Below are 18,278 nucleotides of genomic sequence, written 5' to 3' on the forward strand. Positions count from 1 at the left end.
TTGTCCTCCATCTAACTCTTACTTTCTGTTCTGCTGATCCTTCATAACGTCCGGAAACATTCCTGTATCTGTATGAGGGATAAAGCAGGCTCCTACAAATTCATCCATATAAGTGGGAACTGTAGAAAGCTCCATATATGTCATGTTGGAAGCCAGTTCATAGGTCTTTTTCTCAGCTGTAGTGGAAAGCAACATCAAATAAGCACCTGTCAGTGAAGAGTTACCGATGTAATGGAATTTATCCAGTGGAATATCCGGGAACATACCAATATTGACTGCATTTCGCATATTGATCCCGCTTCCGATGCCACCGGCAACATATACATCATCAATCATGGATACATCAAAATCAAGGGAACTGAGCATCGTGCGGATAGCTGAGAAAATAGCACCTTTGGCACGGATAAAGTTGTCAATATCCACCTCTGTGATCTCCACATCCTTAACAGATCCGGCCTCTTCTTCAAAGGCGATCACATAGCTGCCCATTCCATATTTGTCATGTCTGATCCTCCTACCTTCACGGACAAACTTGCCCTTAGGATTGATGATCCCGCACATAAACAGTTCACTGATCACATCAATAATACCAGAACCGCAAAGTCCTACAGGTTTTGTGCCCGGTTCTCCTACCACACTGTAAGAAGGCTCCATGGTCTCCTTGTCAATGGTGCAGGCTTCAATAGCCCCGTCAGTGGCACGCATACCACAGCTGATATCGCCGCCCTCAAAAGCAGGTCCTGCTGAACAAGCACAGCTCATCATAAAGTCAGAGTTTCCAAATACAAGCTCTCCATTGGTACCCAGATCAATAAACAGTGAAAATTCCGGTCTGTTCCAGATCATACTTACCAATGTACCGGCTGTAATATCTCCTCCAACATAGCTTCCGATATTTGGCGCAATAATAATATGTGCGTCTTTATTAACTGCAATCCCCAGATCAGAAGCAAACAGGGAATTGGTTTTGTAAAATGCAGGAATATAAGGCTCCATACGGACAGGATCTGCATTCACTCCTGCAAAAAGATGATTCATAGTTGTATTGGATGCTACGCACATCCGATAGATCTGACTTGCACGAAGCCCGGAACTTTTACACATCTGGGCAATCATTGGATTAATGGTTTCCTTGATGATGGCATCCTGAAGCTTCTTCTTTCCACCCGGCTTCTGCTGCTCAATAATACGGTTGATCACATCCGCTCCAAAACGGATCTGTCCATTACCTGAGGATGCCTTTGCAAGGATCTCTCCTGTTTCCATATTGATCAGTACACCGGATACTGTGGTTGTACCTATATCAATGGCAAGTCCGCCGATGGTCACTTTTTCATCCATGCCATAAATATCATATACAAACAGATCACTTGGTGTTGTACGGACTACACATTTCACTTTGAAATGATTCTCTCTTAATACATCCGGAAGCTTTTTCAGCACCATATAAGGGATCCGTACCTGTTTCAGATTCATATATTTTTTTAATGCCCTGGTAAGTCTTTCATTGTCTGGCATGGTATCCTCAAGACTGGGCTCATCCATGGACACTTCGATCACATCCAGACTATTTCTCAATTCAATTCCTGTAAGTTCAACATCTTCTTTCGCTCTTTCAAAAATAGCGATTTCTTCCTTTGAGCTTAGGTCAGCAACCTTCATCCTGCTTTTATATGCAGATGCAATATCAGGCACCAGAACAGTTACATCCCCAATAATCTTACTAACACAGGCAAGCCTCCATCCAAGATCATACTCTTCATCACTGATATGTAATGTCTTTTTACTGTCAAGCTCTCCCTCTTTTAACTGTACCCGGCATTTGCCGCAGGAGGCGTTTCCGGAACATGGTGCATCGATGGCCACATTGGAATCTCTTGCAATCTCAAGTAAATTATCCCCCGCATTGGCATACGTCTCTACCACACTGCCATCTTCAAATGCAAATGTTATCTTAAACATCAGCAACCACCTTTCTCGAAAAAAAGGGCTGAGGCCGAAGCCCCAGCCCATGTTATTTCTGTATATAGATCTTCGGACTGTAAATTACAGCTCAAGGTAAGAATCTGCATACAGGGTGTTGCCCTTGAATACGTCACAGGATTTAATTGTCTCCATCAGACGAAGGTCATTCGGGTTTACGATAGCGGAAGTTAATCCCTGCATCATAGCCATGGCTACCAGTGCAGAATCCATGATCGGACGGATGTTCTTCGGCATACCGTTACTGTTGTTGGACAGACCGCCTGTAGAATTCAATCCCATATCAGAGAACATCTTAATAGCTTCCAGAACTTCCATCTGTTTGTCCTGCATACCTTTTACTACCAGGAACAGAGGATCGAACCACAGATCTGTAGGCTCCATACCATGCTCCATACCTCTCTCAAGAAGCATCTGGCAGTACATCATACGCTCATCATTGTCTTTTGCGATACCCTCGCCATTGCAAAGAGCGATAACGATAGCATCGTTAGCTGCTGCAAGGTCGATGTTCTCAATTCTTCCTGCTGCATCAGCAGAGTTTACGATCGGTTTTCCTTTACTTCTGTTGTATACGGAAATACCAGCCTCGATAGCCTTCTTATTGGAAGTATCAAGAGCAAGCGGAACATTGTCGAAATTCTCCTGAAGAAGCTTTACAGCCCATTTCATCAGGTCTTCGCCATCATTCTCAGCAGGTCCGATGTTTACATCAAGATATACAGCGCCTGCATCCAGCTGCTGTTTTGCTCTTTTTAAGATCGGCTCAGGATCTCTTTCTGTAAATGCTTTATTTACGATGGGAGCTGTGGTGGAAAGTCTCTCACCAATAGTAACAAATTTTGCCATTGTATTGTTCTCCTTTACATTATTAATTTCTACAGTACACAGCCTTAAGCTTCAAGGTCTTTTAAGAACTTAACAAGCTGAACAGCTTCTCTTGGTCCTACAATGATCTCCCATCCAGGAAGTTTGGACTCAAGATCTCCCTTAAGGACAGCTACCTTACCAGGGATAACAAGTTTTCTGCATTTAACCTTTGGCTCAACATTCTCTTTGATAAACTGAGAAATGCTGTTACCGGAGAATTTACCGGCTGCCCAGGATGTAAGTACAGATAATCCACCTGCATCATTGATCACAAGGTTAAGGGGAACGCCTGAACGCTCCAGCTCTCCGGATACAAGGAAGTATGTAAGAGCGAAGTCTACTGTTGTAACAACAATAGAATTCTCATCGCCGCCATTCATCGGATAAATGCCTGGCTCAACTTTCATTGGCTTCTGCGGGTCAGTGAATACGTTCTGACGCAGACCATACAGAGGAAGTGCTTCTGCATAAGTCATACGCTCCATAACGATGATGGAACCGTATTTCATGGTGAATACAGCTGCCAGCGCTGCCTGCAGATGGAAATCTCCGCCTGCGATCTTTGCAAGATTAACGATAGACGGATAGCCAAAGGTTCTGTCCTGGTCTTTCAGTGCTGCACGACGAACCTGTACAGCGTTTCCGAAAGTCTCTTTTAAATCAGCACCTGTTACGTCCAGTACAAGATTCTTGTTGCCAAGCTTCTCGATAGCTGCTGTTGTATCATATAACTCATTAAGGTCTTTGCCTGAAACTCCAAGTACAACGCCAGCAGCTGTTGCAACTGCATTCATTGCCTCGTAGTTGGAAGCATTTGCACCGTTTAATACCGGTTTGCTGTCCTTGCATACTTCAAGGGCTGCTTTAGCGATCTCAGGATCTGTACATCCCAGAACCAGAGTTCTTCCAAGACCTGCTGCTTTCTGAACCAGTGCAGTATAGGCTGCTGCATCTGCGCCTTCGTGGCAGTTCACATATACAACCTCAGCATACATTCTCTCACCGATACGGTCATAATCAACCTTCGGGATCTCAGCCAGTTTGGCTTCTACAGTGGCATCATCCATGCCTGTGCAAAGCTCAACAGCATATCTGGTCTTGTTAACAAATGTTTTCTCATGTCTGAATAAAACAGTCTCACCGCCAAGGGTAAGCTCTTCTGCGCCTGTACCGATCTTAATGGTTTTCATTGGCGGAGCGGTAGCCTCAGACAGAGATGCCAGAGCTTCCTCAGACATATGAGGACACTGCTCTATTTTCATTGCGCCCTGTGCAACTTTCATGGAGAAAGCCATACATGTCGGGCATCCACATTCCTTACAGTTTTTCTTTGGTGTTAATTTAAAGATCTGAATACCATTCAGTGCCATATCTTTTCTTCCTCCTAACTATTACACAAGTGCTTTGATCATTTTGGCGATGGTAGCCACAGACTGAGGATGTCTCAGTATTACTGCATCAGAACCTGCTGCCAGGTCTGCTGCTGCTGTCATAACTTCCATATCAATTCCACGCTCGTCCTCAGATCCCCACTCAGGCATATCTGCCTCGGAAGCAACGGATTCTTTTACGCCCCATGTCTCAGAAGCTACCGGTGTAATAATCGGCATCTGCAGCATATTATCATTCTGGGAAAGTGCTGCACCTTTGATACGATCCATAGTGGAAACAACATACTCATAACCATAGCCTACAGTAGCTGTTCCAACATTCATAACGATCTTCTTTGCATCAACACCTAACTGTGTTGTTACAACGTTCAGCTGTTTAGCAAGGTTGATATCATCAGCAGACTCTGCGCCAACGATCTGGCCATAAGCAAGACCTGCTGCTGCACCGATTGCCTTGTAGTTCTCTTCCTTCTCAGACAGAACAATGATGTTCCGGCCCTGAAGAGCCTCTGCAACCTTAGGAAGAAGTTCCGCATCCTTCTCCACATTCTTGCAGCCCTCTACAACCAGTGGACAGTCAATAGCCTCTGCAACCTCTTTTACAACTGCGATCAGTTCCTCTGTAGATTTGTTAGCTCCGTTAGGATCTCCGCCGTCCAGATTGAGCACAACAAAATCTCCACCTTCCATAGCAGCTGCCTTCTTGGCAATCTCAGCCATGGTGGTGCAGCCTTCATAATATGCCCTGATTCCAGGAGCAAAATCATCAAGGCCCATATCGGTGATCTCAACACCGATCTTCGGAGCGTTCTCGGTCGGATTATCAAATGTATAGAAAGGGAATGTGGAATTGCCTCCTATAACAACTGCTTTATCGCCAGTTCCAACCGTAACCGCATTGATCTTTGCATTAAATTTTTGTGGTTTCTGATTAAATGGCATTTCTAATAAGCCTCCTTAGATTATTCAAAAATAATTATACTACATCATCGGGTCCATTGACAATGCCGGATGATTATGTTCTGTTAAAAATGCAACAAGCACTTCCGGATCTGTTGCAACGGTTTCATCCCCGATCATATCCGTAAAATTGTCAATCCCATAAAGCTCTTTTGCAGTCTTATTCAAGCGTTCTGCAACTGTGTCCTTTAATTCCTTGGGCATCCATACAATACGTTCAATACCGCCTTCTGCCTTCATGAATTTCTTGGATGAAATAAAATGTTTTCCATGTCCCATAAATCCAGGTGTCTGAACACCGCCGCCAGTCATGGATGCCATCTCGGAGAACGTCATTCCAAGAGGAGTCATACCGGCATACTCACGGTTTGCGATCACCACGCCATTGGAAAATGGCTCAATACCGCAGATACATTCAAAGCATCCGCAGGAAGTCATAGGATCCTGCATAATGGAATACAAGGTAACATGCTCAAGAGCTCCCTGTGAGAACTTCTGAACTGCCTCATCCACATCTTCATAAGACCCCAGGTTCTCATCAATAGGACGTTCCTTTGTGATCACCTGACATGGTCCGTTTGGATCAAGCTCATTCGTAGCTTTTGCATCAAGCCAGGAAACAGCACCGCAAAGCCCCAGTCTTTCAGGTGTGACTACGCACACATGAGACGGAGAAAATGCCTGGCACAGGATACAGCTGTAATACACATCTACTGACTCATCTGTAAGAGTCTCCAGACGGGCATCACGTTTGTCAAAGGTAGGAATACCTACTTCATGACGCATCCTGGTACATTCTGCCGGATCTGTAAAGATCGTTACCTGACATTTGTCTACAACTGCTTCAAATTCATTCTTCACCTGGGTATACAGCACTTCTCCGAAATGTTTCGCACGGAAGCCTGCTTCATAAGCCTCATTACTGATACGGATACGGAACATATCCCTCTGGCCTGTATGATAAACACCCTCGATGCAGTTTATATAATTGTGGAATTTACGCTCGATAACCGGTTCAAAATCCGGCTGCATCTTCTTTCCTGCTACTTCTACCAGGTAGGCAAGACTATGTTTGCTGCCAGGTTCAAAGGTATCGATTTCCGGGCCTACGACCGTGATCTTGTGATCCTCAACCTCGTCCATGGTCTTGGTCTGTACAAGCTCTACGCAGTCCACACGGGAACCGTCAAATTCCACACGCATATCCTTACGACGGATGATCTCCCCCTCAAATGCAGAGGCAAATGCAACCGGGATATCTACTTTTGTGATCTTGATCTTAATATTTCTGGCTTCCAAAGAAACCTTATTGAAATCTGCTACATTGGGGCATGCGATCAGTGCGCCTGGTACTTCTTCAATATTCTCAGTCTCATTGGAGATTACCGGGAATCCAAGCTTGATCGCACCGGCTCCTGCAGCCAGTACAACGTCATCTACCGGCTTAAAGGCATTTACAAATGCAGGTACCCTCTCAGCGGTATAAGAAATCAGTGATGCTGCATCCCCTGGTGTTACATTACCAAAGATCAGGGCTGCACGAAGTGCAACAGATACCACATGGATCACAGAGGTAACGTCCTTACCAAGAGGAACGATACGGAGATTGTATCCCATCTTAAGCCCCAGTTCCTGTGCCTGGTCAATAATACCGCCTACCAGTGTTACAAGGATACCCTGTGCCTGGTAGCTTTTGATCAGATCTACGCCTTCCTGGGCTGTAGGTGCTGATCCAAGGATCACGGCTACGCCTGGAATGTCGCCGGTAACAAGGGGTACACCAAGCTCACGGATGATTGAATCCGCAAGATGGCCATAGCATGGCTCCTGATAAGGTTCTGCACCATCCAGATATTTCAGTGCTTCAATAAACTCTGCGCACAGAGCTGTAGCAACACCGGACATCAGAGCATTGTCAAGGGTCTCTTCCCTGTTCATCAGGGATTTTACTACACCAAGAGCTTCCTTAAGCTCTCCCAGTGTTTTGATCTTAACACCGGTAACAGCATAGTAACACGGCAGACAGTATGCTGTATGTGGAAATCCTACAGCCTTGTCTGCGCCATTGGCTTGTACGGCATCGTTTACAGCCTTCTCTGTAAGGCCGTAAACAGCGTCATTTCCGCTGAAAATTCTGTTGATTAACATTGTTTTCCATCTCCTTTTTGTATGTTAATCCAAACCTGAATCAAGAATGCCTCGGCATTCTTGCTGCGAGGTGCGCGTCATGCAATTGCATGACATACTTCTCCTGCGCACCTCTGCAATCCTGCCGGAGGCTATATCGTAAACCGGGGCAGGGGAAATCATCCCCTGTCCCGGATTGCCGATCACAAGACCAAAACTTTACCCTCCGCTGCAAAGCTTTATGTCATGTCCTGTTAAAACAGGTAAGACAAATCCGCAATTACATCATTGGATCCAGTGCAAGTGCAGGATGACCTTTCTCTGTAAGGAAGCCTACCAGAGTCTCCGGATCAGTTGCTACTGTCTCATCACCGATCATATCAGTGAAGTTGTCGATTCCGTAAAGGTCTTTTGCAGTTGCATTTAATTTGTCTGCGATAAACTCTTTTAATTCTTTTGGCATCCAGACGATACGCTCGATACCGCCCTCAGCCTTCATAAATTTCTTGGAAGCGATAAAATGCTTACCATGTCCCATGAAACCAGGTGTCTGAACACCGCCGCCTGTCATGGATGCCATCTCTGAGAAGGTCATTCCAAGAGGTGTCATGCCTGCATACTCACGGTTTGCGATAACAACACCGTTGGAGAATGGCTCGATACCACAGATACACTCGAAGCATCCGCAGGAAGTCATGGGATCCTGCATAATGGAGTACAGTGTAACATGCTCCAGAGCACCCTGGGATAATTTCTGAACTGCTTCATCAACATCCTCATAAGCACCAAGTTCTTCGTTGATCGGACGCTCTTTTGTAATTACCTGGCAAGGTCCATTCGGATCCAGCTCGTAGGTAGCCTTAGCATCCAGCCATGAAACTGCACCGCAAAGTCCAAGTCTCTCTGGTGTTACCACGCATACATGGGACGGGGAGAATGCCTGGCAGAGGATACAGCTGTAATATACGTCAACAGACTCATCTGTAAGATTTGCAAGACGGTCATCACGTTTCTCAAAGATCGGGATAGCAACTTCATGACGAACTCTTGTACACTCAGCAGGATCTGTATAGATTACAACCTCACACTTATCTACAACAGCATCAAACTCATTCTTAACCTGTGTATACAGAACCTCACCAATATGTTTGATACGGAATCCTGCATCAAATGCTGCATGGCTGATACGGATACGCTGCATATCTCTCTGGCCTGTATGGTATACACCCTCGATACAGTTGATGTAGTTGTGGAATTTACGCTCGATAACCGGCTCAAAGTCTGGCTGCATGTTCTTACCGGAAACTTTAACAACATAAGCAATGCTGTTCTTGCTTCCATCTTCCATCTCGTCTACTTCCGGTCCAACAACTGTGATCTTGTGGTCCTCAACCTCTGAAGCGTCACAGGTATGTACAAGCTCTGCACAGTCTACACGGGAACCATCAAACTCAACACGCATGTCTTTACGACGGATGATCTCACCCTCGAATGCAGATGCGAATGCAACCGGGATATCAATATTTGTGATCTTGATCTTAATGTCACGTGCCTCAAGGGAAGTAGCATTAAATTTGCTAACATCCTCCTGAACGATCAGGCTCTTAGGTACACGGAAAATGTTCTCTGTCTCGTTTGTGATAACAGGGAAACCAAGTGCGATGGCACCAGCACCACATGCAACAACAACATCATCCAGAGGTCCGAAAGCATTAACAAATGCCGGAACACGATCCATGGTATATTTCATAAGAGTGCCTGCATCACCAGGTGTTACATTACCGAAGATCAGGGCTGCACGAAGTGCTACGGATACTACATGGATCACTGCTGTAACATCCTTGCCAAGCGGGATAACACGTACATTTGCGCCAGTATTCATACCAGCTTCTTTTACCTGATCAATGATGCCGCCAACCAGTGTTACAAGGATACCCTGTGACTGATAGCTCTTTACAAGAGCAACACCCTCTTCTACAGAAGGAGCTGTGCCAAGGATAACTGCAACGCCTGGGATATCTCCTGTTACAAGGGGAACACCCAGCTCACGGATCACTGCATCAGCAAGATGGCCATAGCATGGCTCTTCGTATGGTACAGCACCGTCAATATATTTCAGGACTTCGATGAACTCAGCGCAAAGTGCGGTAGCAACACCGGACATAAATGCATCATTCAGTCTTTTTTCTCTTGTCATCAGTGTTTTTACAACACCAAGGGCTTCTTTTAATTCTTTTAAGGTAGTAACCTTAGAACCGGTTACTGAATAGTAGCATGGAAGGCTGTAAGCTGTATCAGGGAAGCTTACTGCTTTGTCTTCGCCATGCTGAGCAATTGCAGCATCAATCGCACCTTCTGTTAAACCATATACAGCGTCATTTCCGCTGAATACTCTATCAAATAATGTCACTGTCATACCTCCTATTATTTACAGACTTGAATCATTATTTACAGGAAACCCTCCGATCGCTCATCTGTTATCAGATGGTCCCATCTATTTTATTCTTGATCTTTCTGATCTCATCCGTCACAGACTGGCTGAAATCATATGGGGATTTCCCCTGGCGGTCTGCGTCCATTACTTCAGTATTGTAATGGATCATCCCAAGGAGATCTTCTGCCGGGATCCTGGAGCGGATAAACTCCTCATCCTCAGAGTTTCTCACTTTGTTAGCCACCACTTTCACCTGGGATACACCCAGGTCTTTTGCAAGACGCTTAACATTCTTGTAAGTCTGTACGCTTCTTGCACCCGGCTCGATCACCACGATAAACTCATCCATACTTTCTGTGGTACCCCGGCCCAGATGCTCCAGGCCGGCTTCCATGTCCATGATCACCACATCATCCCTGTGAACCACAAGATTGCTGATGATCCTTTTAAGCATTACATGCTCAGGGCAGACACATCCGCCTCCCCCTGTCTCCACAGTACCAAGGACAAGCAGTTTTACTCCGTTACAGGTCTTTCCGTAGGTATCCGGAATATCATCCACTTTAGGATTCAATGTATAGAACTGATTCCGGCTGTTTGCTCCTGTACGTTCCTCCACAAGCTTACGCATCTTTGATATCGGTACAATGGAATCCAGTGTATCCTCATCAAAACCAAGGGCAAGGCCAAGATTGGCATCCGGATCCACATCCGCTGCAAGAACCTTCTTCCCCTCATCTGCGTATAATCTGGCAAGTGTTGCCGCAAAAGTTGTCTTTCCTACTCCGCCTTTACCGGTTACTGCTATCTTCATAAGTTAATCGCGCCTTTCCTGCTATCAGATTCCGAGAGCGTCACGTTTTGCTTCGATTCTCTCGATCATCAGATCGCCTAATTTATCAATGTCTTTTTCAACGGTATAAGCAGCCTCTACCCAATCACGAACGCCGCTGGTAAGAAGCTCTGCCACCTCTGTAGATCCGGAAACATAAGGATCTACACCAAGGAAGGTATCAAGACCTGTAGCTACTACATAGTTACCGATGGATACAGCCTTCTCAGACATCCACTCCGGAGCACATCCTACAACAGGAAGCTGGGAAATGTTAAGTCCGGAATCCTTTGCAAGCTCAGCTGCAAGGATCATCATACGGCTGATATCAACACAGGAGCCCATATGTAATACTGGTGGGATATCTGCAAGCTCGCAAACACGTTTCAGACCTGCACCGCAAAGATCCTTTGCAGCTTTGTCCATAAGGCCTGCACGGGCTGCAGCCTGTGCGGAACATCCGGAAGCGATGATCACGATATCATTTGCGATCAGCTTCTTCATCAGTTCAATATGTGCTGTGTCCGGTCTTACTTTCGGGTTGTTGCAGCCAACCATAGCAACTGCTCCACGGATAACACCGGAAGTAATGCACTCAATAAGAGGTTTGGTTGTACCAGTCTCATCAACCTGAGAGTTGGTAACACCGTCAAGTGTCTTAACGATAGCTTCTACAGAATATCCAACTGTTGCTTTATGCTTCAGCTGAGGAATATGTACAAGCTCCGGTCTTCTGTTCTTGAAGTTCTCACATGCAAGCTTTACGATATTCTTAGCTGTCTCTCCTGCGTTGTCAGAATGGAACTCAATGAAATCAGAGTCTGGCATCTGGCAGATCGGAGAAGTTGTGATGAACTTGGTATGGAAGCACTTGGAAAGAGGCCCAAGAGCCGGGAAGATACACTGAACGTCAACAACGATAGCCTCACATGCACCTGTAAGCACTACGTTCTCCTGCTGCAGGAAGTTACCTGCCATCGGAATACCACGGCGCATAGCAACCTCATTGGAAGTACAACATACACCGGATACAGTGATTCCCTTAGCACCCATGGATTTTGCATAATCGATCATTTCCTTGCTGTCTGCATACTCACAGATCATCTCAGAAAGGCTTGGATCATGACCATGAACAACGATATTTACATTCTCTTCAACCATAACACCAAGATTTGCTTCTGTGTCAATTGGCTTTGGTGTTCCGAACAGAACGTCAGAGAACTCAGTTCCGCACATGGAACCGCCCCATCCATCAGAAAGTCCGTTACGAAGGGACTGACGGATCAGAGCCTCCGGCTTGCTGGTGTTACCCATATGGGTCATATGAAGAGCACAGGAAACCTCACGGTCGATCGCTCTTGGCTCAATGCCTGCTGCATGCCACAGATCCTGTGTATGCTGAGGAGCTCTTTTAAGCCATCTGGAATAGCCTTTGATCTTTCCATATTCTTCCTGAGCAAGTTCAGACATCTCGTGAGCAAGATCGTAAATATCTCTTCCCTCTGTCTCAACGCCCCACTCTTTTGCAATACGGATCAGCTTCTCAGGATCCTTTACCTGATAATCGCCGCCCTCTTTTGCATGGCTCAGTGTGATACAGATCTCACGGCCGTGATCAGAATGGGTAGCAGCACCGCCAGCTACGAAACGAAGGAAGTTTCTTCCTACGATACCGTGTACGTCACATCCGCAGATACCTCTGGATGCCTTTGGTGTAATACGGCATGGTCCCATGGAACAGATACGGCAGCAGACACCCTGCTCACCAAATTTACAGTGAGGAGTCTGATTCTTTACACGCATCTGCCATGCATCAGCGCCTACCTTTGCACCTGTCTCAAGAAGACGGGCTGTGGCAGCTTCAAACTCTTCCACTGTAGTCAATTTAAATTCGCTCATTATTAACCTCCTTAATGATCATACATCCATGCATGAACAATTTTCAAAAGAGAACCATGGATGTACTTCTTGGGTATATTGGATGATCCCAGGGCAGGCATCCCATCCCCACCCATGGGATATTTTATTTAAAAAAAATCAAAGATTTAATTTGCCGGCAATTTCACGAAGTGCTTTCTTTACAGGATTATCCTCCGGAAGCTCTACAGTGGGACGTCCCTCACAGTCAAACTCATAAACAGACTCATCCTGCGGAACCACTCCCAGAAGTGTAAGACCCTGATTCCGGATCTCTTCCTGGATCCCCTCATTCAGCTTACCCTGCGGCGCACGGTTCACGATCAGTCCTACTGTATCAGGATGCATGTTGCACTCCTGGATCAGCTTTGCAATACGTCCTACTGCCTGGATGCCCCTCCTGGAGCAGTCGCTTACCAGAATAGCTGTCTGCATGCTGGGCAGTACACCTCTGCTGATATGTTCCATACCAGCTTCATTATCTACTACAAAGTAAGGATAATTGTTCTGGTATTTTGCCAGCTGTGTCTGCAGGAGGCCATTTACATAGCAATAGCAGCCTTTGCCCTGAGTCCTGCCCATAACCAGAAGGTCAAAATCATCATCCTCCACAAGTGCATCCTCAAAACGCATTTCAGCATAGTCAGCCTTGGACATACCGGCTGGAATCGGGCTAACCTTCGCCAGTTCTGCCTGTGCGATTTCTTCCCTTACATCGCCAAGAGTTGTCTCCACCTTTACGCCAAGAACCTCATTCAGATTGGAATTGGCATCTGCATCTACTGCCAGCACAGGACCTTTGCCCTGTTCGCAGAGATACTGGATCAGCATTCCGCATAATGTGGTCTTTCCAACGCCGCCTTTACCTGCAACTGCAATAACATGTGCCATAACTTTAAATGCCTCCTGTCAATTATCATAATGCTGCAATCTTATACAAGTGTACGAAGTCCGGATCTGTCAATGATCTCAGAAACATCTTTCCATTTGTTAAGTGCATACAGATGGATACCGTCAACACCAAGTGCACGATACTCATCGATCTGTTTGATAGTATACTCAATACCCTCTTCTTTGAATGCTTTGATCTTATCATCATAGAACATATCAAATGGCTTGCCGTCTGCATCTTTTGCTGCAAATGGATTCGGGAACAGCCAATGTCTGGAGATCAGTCTGCAAAGCTCACGATCCATTACACAGCCGTTACGTGAAAGAGCCATATTAATGGTAGCAGACATATCAAGGATCGGCATTACTCCAACATCTACAGGCATTGTAACACCTGCTTTACGGATAGCATCCAGCCAGTATTTGAACTGCTCCATATCCCAGCAAAGCTGAGTCATGATATAATCAGCACCATTGTCCTGTTTCTGTCTGAGGACTGCAATGTCACTCTCAAGGCTGCGACATGCAATGTGTCCTTCCGGAGATCCTGCTACAGCGATCTCAAATTTATCGCCGTACTGGTCACGAACAAACTTAACAAGGTCTGTTGCATAATCAAAATCACCGCAGGTAGTAGTCTCGCCAAGGGGAATATCTCCACGAAGCGCAAGCATATGATCAACGCCCTCTTCCAGATACTGATCCAGCTGAGCTTTGATACCGTCTTTTGTATTCTTAATAACTGTAAAATGTGTTACAGGGATAGTACCTGCATTCTTGATCATCTGGCACACTTCTCTGTTGGCGCCTACATTTCCGCCGCCTGCACCATATGTACAGGAAATGTACTCCGGATGATATTTCATCAGGTGCTCAATCGTTCCAGGAAGATTTGCCATTCCTTTTTCCGTCTTCGGTGGGAAAAGTTCGAAGGACAGCAGCATCTTTTCTTTCATTGCTTCTGATAATTTCATTTTACATACCTCCACGTATATTATTTGCTTTATATAACTAAAGGCCAAAAAGCCCTTATTACCTGTTATTATGATCCGCATTCGCCCCAGCGATCCTGTAGGAATGCGGAAGCCATGACTGGCTAATCACATTTTACCTTAACAATACTGTTGGCAAGATCTACCATAAGGATACTGCCTTCTACAATACGCTCATCCCCCATGATATCACGAAGAACAAGCTTATCGCCATCTACATCAATACGGCTTACATTTTTGAAGATCACTGAATCATCACTCTGTTTGTAAACGGTTGCAAGACACATAGTCAAACGCCTCCTTAATATTCGCAGCTGTAAAAACAGCCGCTTTGCAACAACCGTGCTTATGCACCCACTGTCATAATTGTTATTTGCTGATCTCTTCTTTTACAAGAGTAAGGGCAAGTCCAAGACGCATATTCCCTTTCTGAAAATCAGAAACTCCCTCGCGGATAGTCTTTGCAGCTGCAGCCATGCCCATCTTCTCTAAATTGTCTGCCATCTGATCCAACTCTGCTGCATGGTGTTCATTATGCTGCAGCATATAAGTAAGAAGTGCTACTGTTTCATTCTTGCAGTCGCCTCCCTGGCAAGATGTACAATGGTCACCGCACTGCTGACCCTCCCCGTGTGTATGGTCATGCTCTTCTCCGTGCTCATGTGTATGTGTATGGGAATGGCTCACTCCGTCCGCATGTGTATGCTCATGTGTATGCTCATGTCCATGCTGTACAAGATTGCCATTTTCGTCTTTAATCAAGTGCATGTGTATGCTCCTTTCTCTTTGCCCCGCAAAAGGGCAGACTTATGACATATTTTTATCAATTATCATCATTATACAACCTTTTCAACCCGTTATCAAGGAATATTCACTGAATTTTAAACAAATATTGCATTTTTTAATGTGCATTTCTATTCTTTTTTACTTAATCACTTTACCTTGCTGATGTGTTCGTTTTCTTTTTAACAATCTTTTTCAAAAAAATATTCAAGAATGATTCGGCAGCATCATAAAAAAGCCTTCCCCCACTGGTATCCCGGATAAATATCCAGGACAGCCAGAGGAAGGAAGGCCTTTATCAATTCTGTGTCGATTCAGAAATCACATTATTTCTCAGGACCTGCAGATACAAGTGCTTTACCAGCTGCATTTCCTTCATATTTAGCAAAGTTCTTAACAAATCTGTCAGCCAGATCTTTTGCCTTTGTCTCCCACTCAGAAGCATCTGCATAGGTATCTCTTGGATCAAGGATAGCCGGATCAACTCCTGGAAGATCTGTAGGAACCTCAAAGTTGAAGTATGGGATCTTCTTAGTAGGCGCATTCAGGATGTCACCGTTCAGGATCGCATCAATGATACCACGGGTATCTTTGATAGAGATACGTTTACCTGTTCCGTTCCAGCCTGTGTTAACAAGGTATGCTTTAGCGCCGCTCTTCTCCATCTTCTTAACAAGCTCTTCTGCATATTTGGTAGGATGCAGCTCCAGGAATGCCTGGCCGAAGCATGCGGAGAATGTAGGTGTAGGCTCTGTGATACCACGCTCTGTACCAGCAAGCTTAGCAGTAAATCCGGAAAGGAAGTAATACTGTGTCTGCTCTGGTGTAAGAACAGATACTGGCGGCAGTACACCAAATGCATCAGCAGAAAGGAAGATCACATTCTTAGCAGCCGGTGCAGAAGAAACCGGGCGAACAATATTCTTAATGTGGTTGATCGGATAAGATACACGGGTATTCTCTGTAACGCTCTTATCAGCAAAATCAATCTTTCCATCTTTATCAAGTGTTACGTTCTCAAGAAGAGCGTTACGTTTGATCGCATTGTAGATATCCGGCTCAGACTCTTTGTCAAGGTTGATAACCTTTGCATAGCAGCCGCCCTCGAAGTTGAATACTCCGTTGTCATCCCAGCCATGCTCATCATCACCGATCAGAAGACGCTTAGGATCTGTGGAAAGTGTAGTCTTACCTGTTCCGGAAAGTCCGAAGAAGATAGCTGTATTCTCACCGTCCATATCTGTGTTTGCGGAGCAGTGCATGGAAGCAATACCCTTCAGCGGCAGATAATAGTTCATCATGGAGAACATACCTTTCTTCATCTCTCCGCCGTACCATGTATTAACGATTACCTGCTCACGGCTTGTGATGTTGAACATAACAGCTGTCTCAGAGTTAAGACCCAGCTCTTTAAAGTTCTCAACCTTTGCCTTGGAAGCATTGTAAACAACAAAATCAGGCTCGAAATCTTTCAGTTCTTCTTCTGTTGGCTGAATGAACATATTTGTTACAAAGTGAGCCTGCCAAGCAACCTCAACGATAAAACGGATAGCCATACGTGTGTCTTTGTTTGCGCCGCAGAATGCATCTACAACATACAGTTTCTTATTGGAAAGCTCCTTCTGAGCGATCTCTTTAACTGCCTGCCATGCTTCCTGTGTTGCAGGATGGTTATCATTCTTATACTCGTCGGATGTCCACCATACAGTGTCCTTGGAATTCTCATCCATAACGATATACTTATCTTTAGGAGAACGTCCTGTATAAATACCGGTCATTACGTCCACTGCCCCAAGCTCGCTGACCTTACCTTTTTCAAAGCCTTCAAGTTCCGGCTTTGTCTCCTCTTCAAACAACATCTCATAAGAAGGGTTGTACACAATCTCAGTAGTTCCTGTAATGCCGTATTTTGTTAAATCGATTCCAGCCATCTTACATTTACCTCTTTCTTCAAATATTGTTTATTTACCTGTTACGCAGGTATGTGATATCTTTTTAACGATATCATTGCAAAGAAGTACCTTGTTCCTTCTTTGGTTATTATTATACATAATAAAAGAATAAAATCAACCAAAAAATACATTTTTTTCTTTCAACTATATTTGACTGTAGTAGTTTTTTAATAGAATTGAGTTAACTCTTTCACATTTCTATGTTATACTAATACATGAATTTAGTGCAGCTTCCGCACATGTATTGAGGAGGATTGATTGATTTGAGAACAACTGTTTTTCTTAACAACGACAGAGAAATGCCCCTTCTTGGGCTTGGCGTTTATAAAACAGAAGATTCAGAAGCAGAAACTGCCATTAATGCCGCCGTAAAGGCCGGCTACCGACTGATCGATACTGCTTCTGTATACAAGAATGAAGAAAGTGTTGGCAAGGCCATTGCTAAATGCGGCATCCCAAGGAAGGACCTTTTTATCACCAGTAAAGTATGGAATACTGCCCAGCGCCTGGGTGATATTGACGGTGCCTTTTACAGAAGCCTAGAAAGGCTGAAACTGGATTATGTGGATCTGTATCTGATCCACTGGCCGGTACCCGGCTGCTATCTTGGCACCTGGCAGGCTTTGGAGAAGATTCTGGATTCCGGACGTGCCCTTTCTATTGGAGTAAGCAATTTCCAGATCCACCATCTGGAAGAGCTTAAGAAGGTTTCCGGCATCATCCCGGCAGTGAATCAGATCGAATGCCATCCATTATGTTATCCCAAAGAGCTGATCGAATATTGTGAATCCGAAGGCATACAGGTTCAGGCCTATGCCCCACTGGCCAGAGGAGCTTATTTTGACAATGATGTGATGTGTGTTCTTGCCACGAAATATGCCCGTACCCCAGCGCAGATCGGTCTTCGGTGGGCCATCCAAAAAGGCATCAGCGTGATTCCCAAGTCTGTTCATCCGGATCGGATCGCTTCCAATGGTAATGTTTTTGATTTTACCATTGAAGATGAAGATATGGCTATCATTGACACATTAGATGAAGACTTCCACAGCTCCCACGTACCGGAAGACCTGCGGGATGTGATCTTCTAAAACAAAAGAACTGCTGTTTTTTGGCAGCTGGTATAAGGCCTTTTCTCTGATACCTTAT

Annotated in this window: 14 protein-coding genes; 1 reads left to right on the forward strand and 13 read right to left on the reverse strand. The window is 45.1% G+C overall.

Annotated features, from left to right (window positions below):
* Positions 1–18: 18 nt before the first annotated feature.
* From acsV to pckA, 13 genes are all read right to left on the reverse strand, one after another.
* The gene (acsV, locus tag OCV61_RS02195; RefSeq protein ID WP_158420438.1) at positions 19–1,962 is read right to left on the reverse strand and encodes a corrinoid activation/regeneration protein AcsV; all 1,944 of its coding nucleotides are present in this window, start codon (positions 1,960–1,962) and stop codon (positions 19–21) included.
* A gap of 84 nt (positions 1,963–2,046) precedes the next feature.
* Positions 2,047–2,832, reverse strand: a complete 786-nt coding sequence (acsE, locus tag OCV61_RS02200) for a carbon monoxide dehydrogenase/acetyl-CoA synthase methytransferase subunit (RefSeq protein WP_158420439.1) — start codon at positions 2,830–2,832, stop codon at positions 2,047–2,049.
* 44 nt (positions 2,833–2,876) lie between these two features.
* Entirely contained in the window at positions 2,877–4,223 is a 1,347-nt protein-coding gene (gene acsC, locus OCV61_RS02205; RefSeq protein ID WP_158420440.1) for an acetyl-CoA decarbonylase/synthase complex subunit gamma, read from the reverse strand.
* A 21-nt stretch (positions 4,224–4,244) separates the two neighbouring features.
* Entirely contained in the window at positions 4,245–5,186 is a 942-nt protein-coding gene (gene acsD, locus OCV61_RS02210) for an acetyl-CoA decarbonylase/synthase complex subunit delta (protein ID WP_158420441.1), read from the reverse strand.
* Between the two features lie 39 nt (positions 5,187–5,225).
* Positions 5,226–7,352 carry an acetyl-CoA decarbonylase/synthase complex subunit alpha/beta gene (gene acsB, locus OCV61_RS02215; RefSeq protein ID WP_158420442.1) on the reverse strand — a complete coding sequence of 709 codons (2,127 nt, stop codon included), beginning with the start codon at positions 7,350–7,352 and terminating at the stop codon, positions 5,226–5,228.
* A 259-nt stretch (positions 7,353–7,611) separates the two neighbouring features.
* Positions 7,612–9,741: an acetyl-CoA decarbonylase/synthase complex subunit alpha/beta gene (acsB, locus tag OCV61_RS02220; protein ID WP_158420444.1), complete on the reverse strand. Its 2,130-nt coding sequence runs from the start codon at positions 9,739–9,741 to the stop codon at positions 7,612–7,614.
* A gap of 70 nt (positions 9,742–9,811) precedes the next feature.
* A complete protein-coding gene (locus OCV61_RS02225; RefSeq protein WP_158420445.1) occupies positions 9,812–10,579 on the reverse strand; it encodes an ATP-binding protein in 768 nt (255 codons plus the stop codon).
* 24 nt (positions 10,580–10,603) lie between these two features.
* The gene (gene cooS, locus OCV61_RS02230) at positions 10,604–12,496 is read right to left on the reverse strand and encodes an anaerobic carbon-monoxide dehydrogenase catalytic subunit (protein WP_158420446.1); all 1,893 of its coding nucleotides are present in this window, start codon (positions 12,494–12,496) and stop codon (positions 10,604–10,606) included.
* A gap of 138 nt (positions 12,497–12,634) precedes the next feature.
* Positions 12,635–13,405, reverse strand: coding sequence for an ATP-binding protein (locus OCV61_RS02235; protein WP_158420447.1), 771 nt, complete (start codon positions 13,403–13,405; stop codon positions 12,635–12,637).
* 41 nt (positions 13,406–13,446) lie between these two features.
* Positions 13,447–14,379, reverse strand: a complete 933-nt coding sequence (locus OCV61_RS02240) for a methylenetetrahydrofolate reductase (protein ID WP_158420448.1) — start codon at positions 14,377–14,379, stop codon at positions 13,447–13,449.
* Positions 14,380–14,501: 122 nt separating this feature from the next.
* Positions 14,502–14,684, reverse strand: a complete 183-nt coding sequence (locus OCV61_RS02245; protein ID WP_158420449.1) for a CooT family nickel-binding protein — start codon at positions 14,682–14,684, stop codon at positions 14,502–14,504.
* An 82-nt stretch (positions 14,685–14,766) separates the two neighbouring features.
* A complete protein-coding gene (locus OCV61_RS02250; RefSeq protein WP_158420450.1) occupies positions 14,767–15,165 on the reverse strand; it encodes a DUF8180 domain-containing protein in 399 nt (132 codons plus the stop codon).
* Positions 15,166–15,506: 341 nt separating this feature from the next.
* Positions 15,507–17,111, reverse strand: a complete 1,605-nt coding sequence (gene pckA, locus OCV61_RS02255) for a phosphoenolpyruvate carboxykinase (ATP) (protein WP_158420451.1) — start codon at positions 17,109–17,111, stop codon at positions 15,507–15,509.
* A 284-nt stretch (positions 17,112–17,395) separates the two neighbouring features.
* Here pckA and OCV61_RS02260 point away from each other — a divergent pair, with 284 nt between their 5' ends.
* On the forward strand, positions 17,396–18,220 hold the full coding sequence (locus tag OCV61_RS02260) for an aldo/keto reductase (protein ID WP_288219172.1): 825 nt from the start codon (positions 17,396–17,398) through the stop codon (positions 18,218–18,220).
* Positions 18,221–18,278: the final 58 nt, after the last annotated feature.

It is taken from the genome of Blautia ammoniilytica (assembly GCF_025566965.1).
GTDB classification, from domain to species: Bacteria; Bacillota; Clostridia; order Lachnospirales; family Lachnospiraceae; genus Blautia_A; species Blautia_A ammoniilytica.

Bases quoted from the DNA above. Each gene is read 5' to 3' on its own strand.
- OCV61_RS02245 (WP_158420449.1), bottom strand. From the start codon at position 14,684: ATGTGTCTTGCAACCGTTTACAAACAGAGTGATGATTCAGTGATCTTC.
- OCV61_RS02235 (WP_158420447.1), bottom strand. From the start codon at position 13,405: ATGGCACATGTTATTGCAGTTGCAGGTAAAGGCGGCGTTGGAAAGACC.
- acsD (WP_158420441.1), bottom strand. From the start codon at position 5,186: ATGCCATTTAATCAGAAACCACAAAAATTTAATGCAAAGATCAATGCG.
- acsC (WP_158420440.1), bottom strand. From the start codon at position 4,223: ATGGCACTGAATGGTATTCAGATCTTTAAATTAACACCAAAGAAAAAC.
- cooS (WP_158420446.1), bottom strand. From the start codon at position 12,496: ATGAGCGAATTTAAATTGACTACAGTGGAAGAGTTTGAAGCTGCCACA.
- pckA (WP_158420451.1), bottom strand. From the start codon at position 17,111: ATGGCTGGAATCGATTTAACAAAATACGGCATTACAGGAACTACTGAG.
- OCV61_RS02225 (WP_158420445.1), bottom strand. From the start codon at position 10,579: ATGAAGATAGCAGTAACCGGTAAAGGCGGAGTAGGAAAGACAACTTTT.
- OCV61_RS02250 (WP_158420450.1), bottom strand. From the start codon at position 15,165: ATGCACTTGATTAAAGACGAAAATGGCAATCTTGTACAGCATGGACAT.
- acsB (WP_158420442.1), bottom strand. From the start codon at position 7,352: ATGTTAATCAACAGAATTTTCAGCGGAAATGACGCTGTTTACGGCCTT.
- acsV (WP_158420438.1), bottom strand. From the start codon at position 1,962: ATGTTTAAGATAACATTTGCATTTGAAGATGGCAGTGTGGTAGAGACG.
- OCV61_RS02240 (WP_158420448.1), bottom strand. From the start codon at position 14,379: ATGAAATTATCAGAAGCAATGAAAGAAAAGATGCTGCTGTCCTTCGAA.
- acsE (WP_158420439.1), bottom strand. From the start codon at position 2,832: ATGGCAAAATTTGTTACTATTGGTGAGAGACTTTCCACCACAGCTCCC.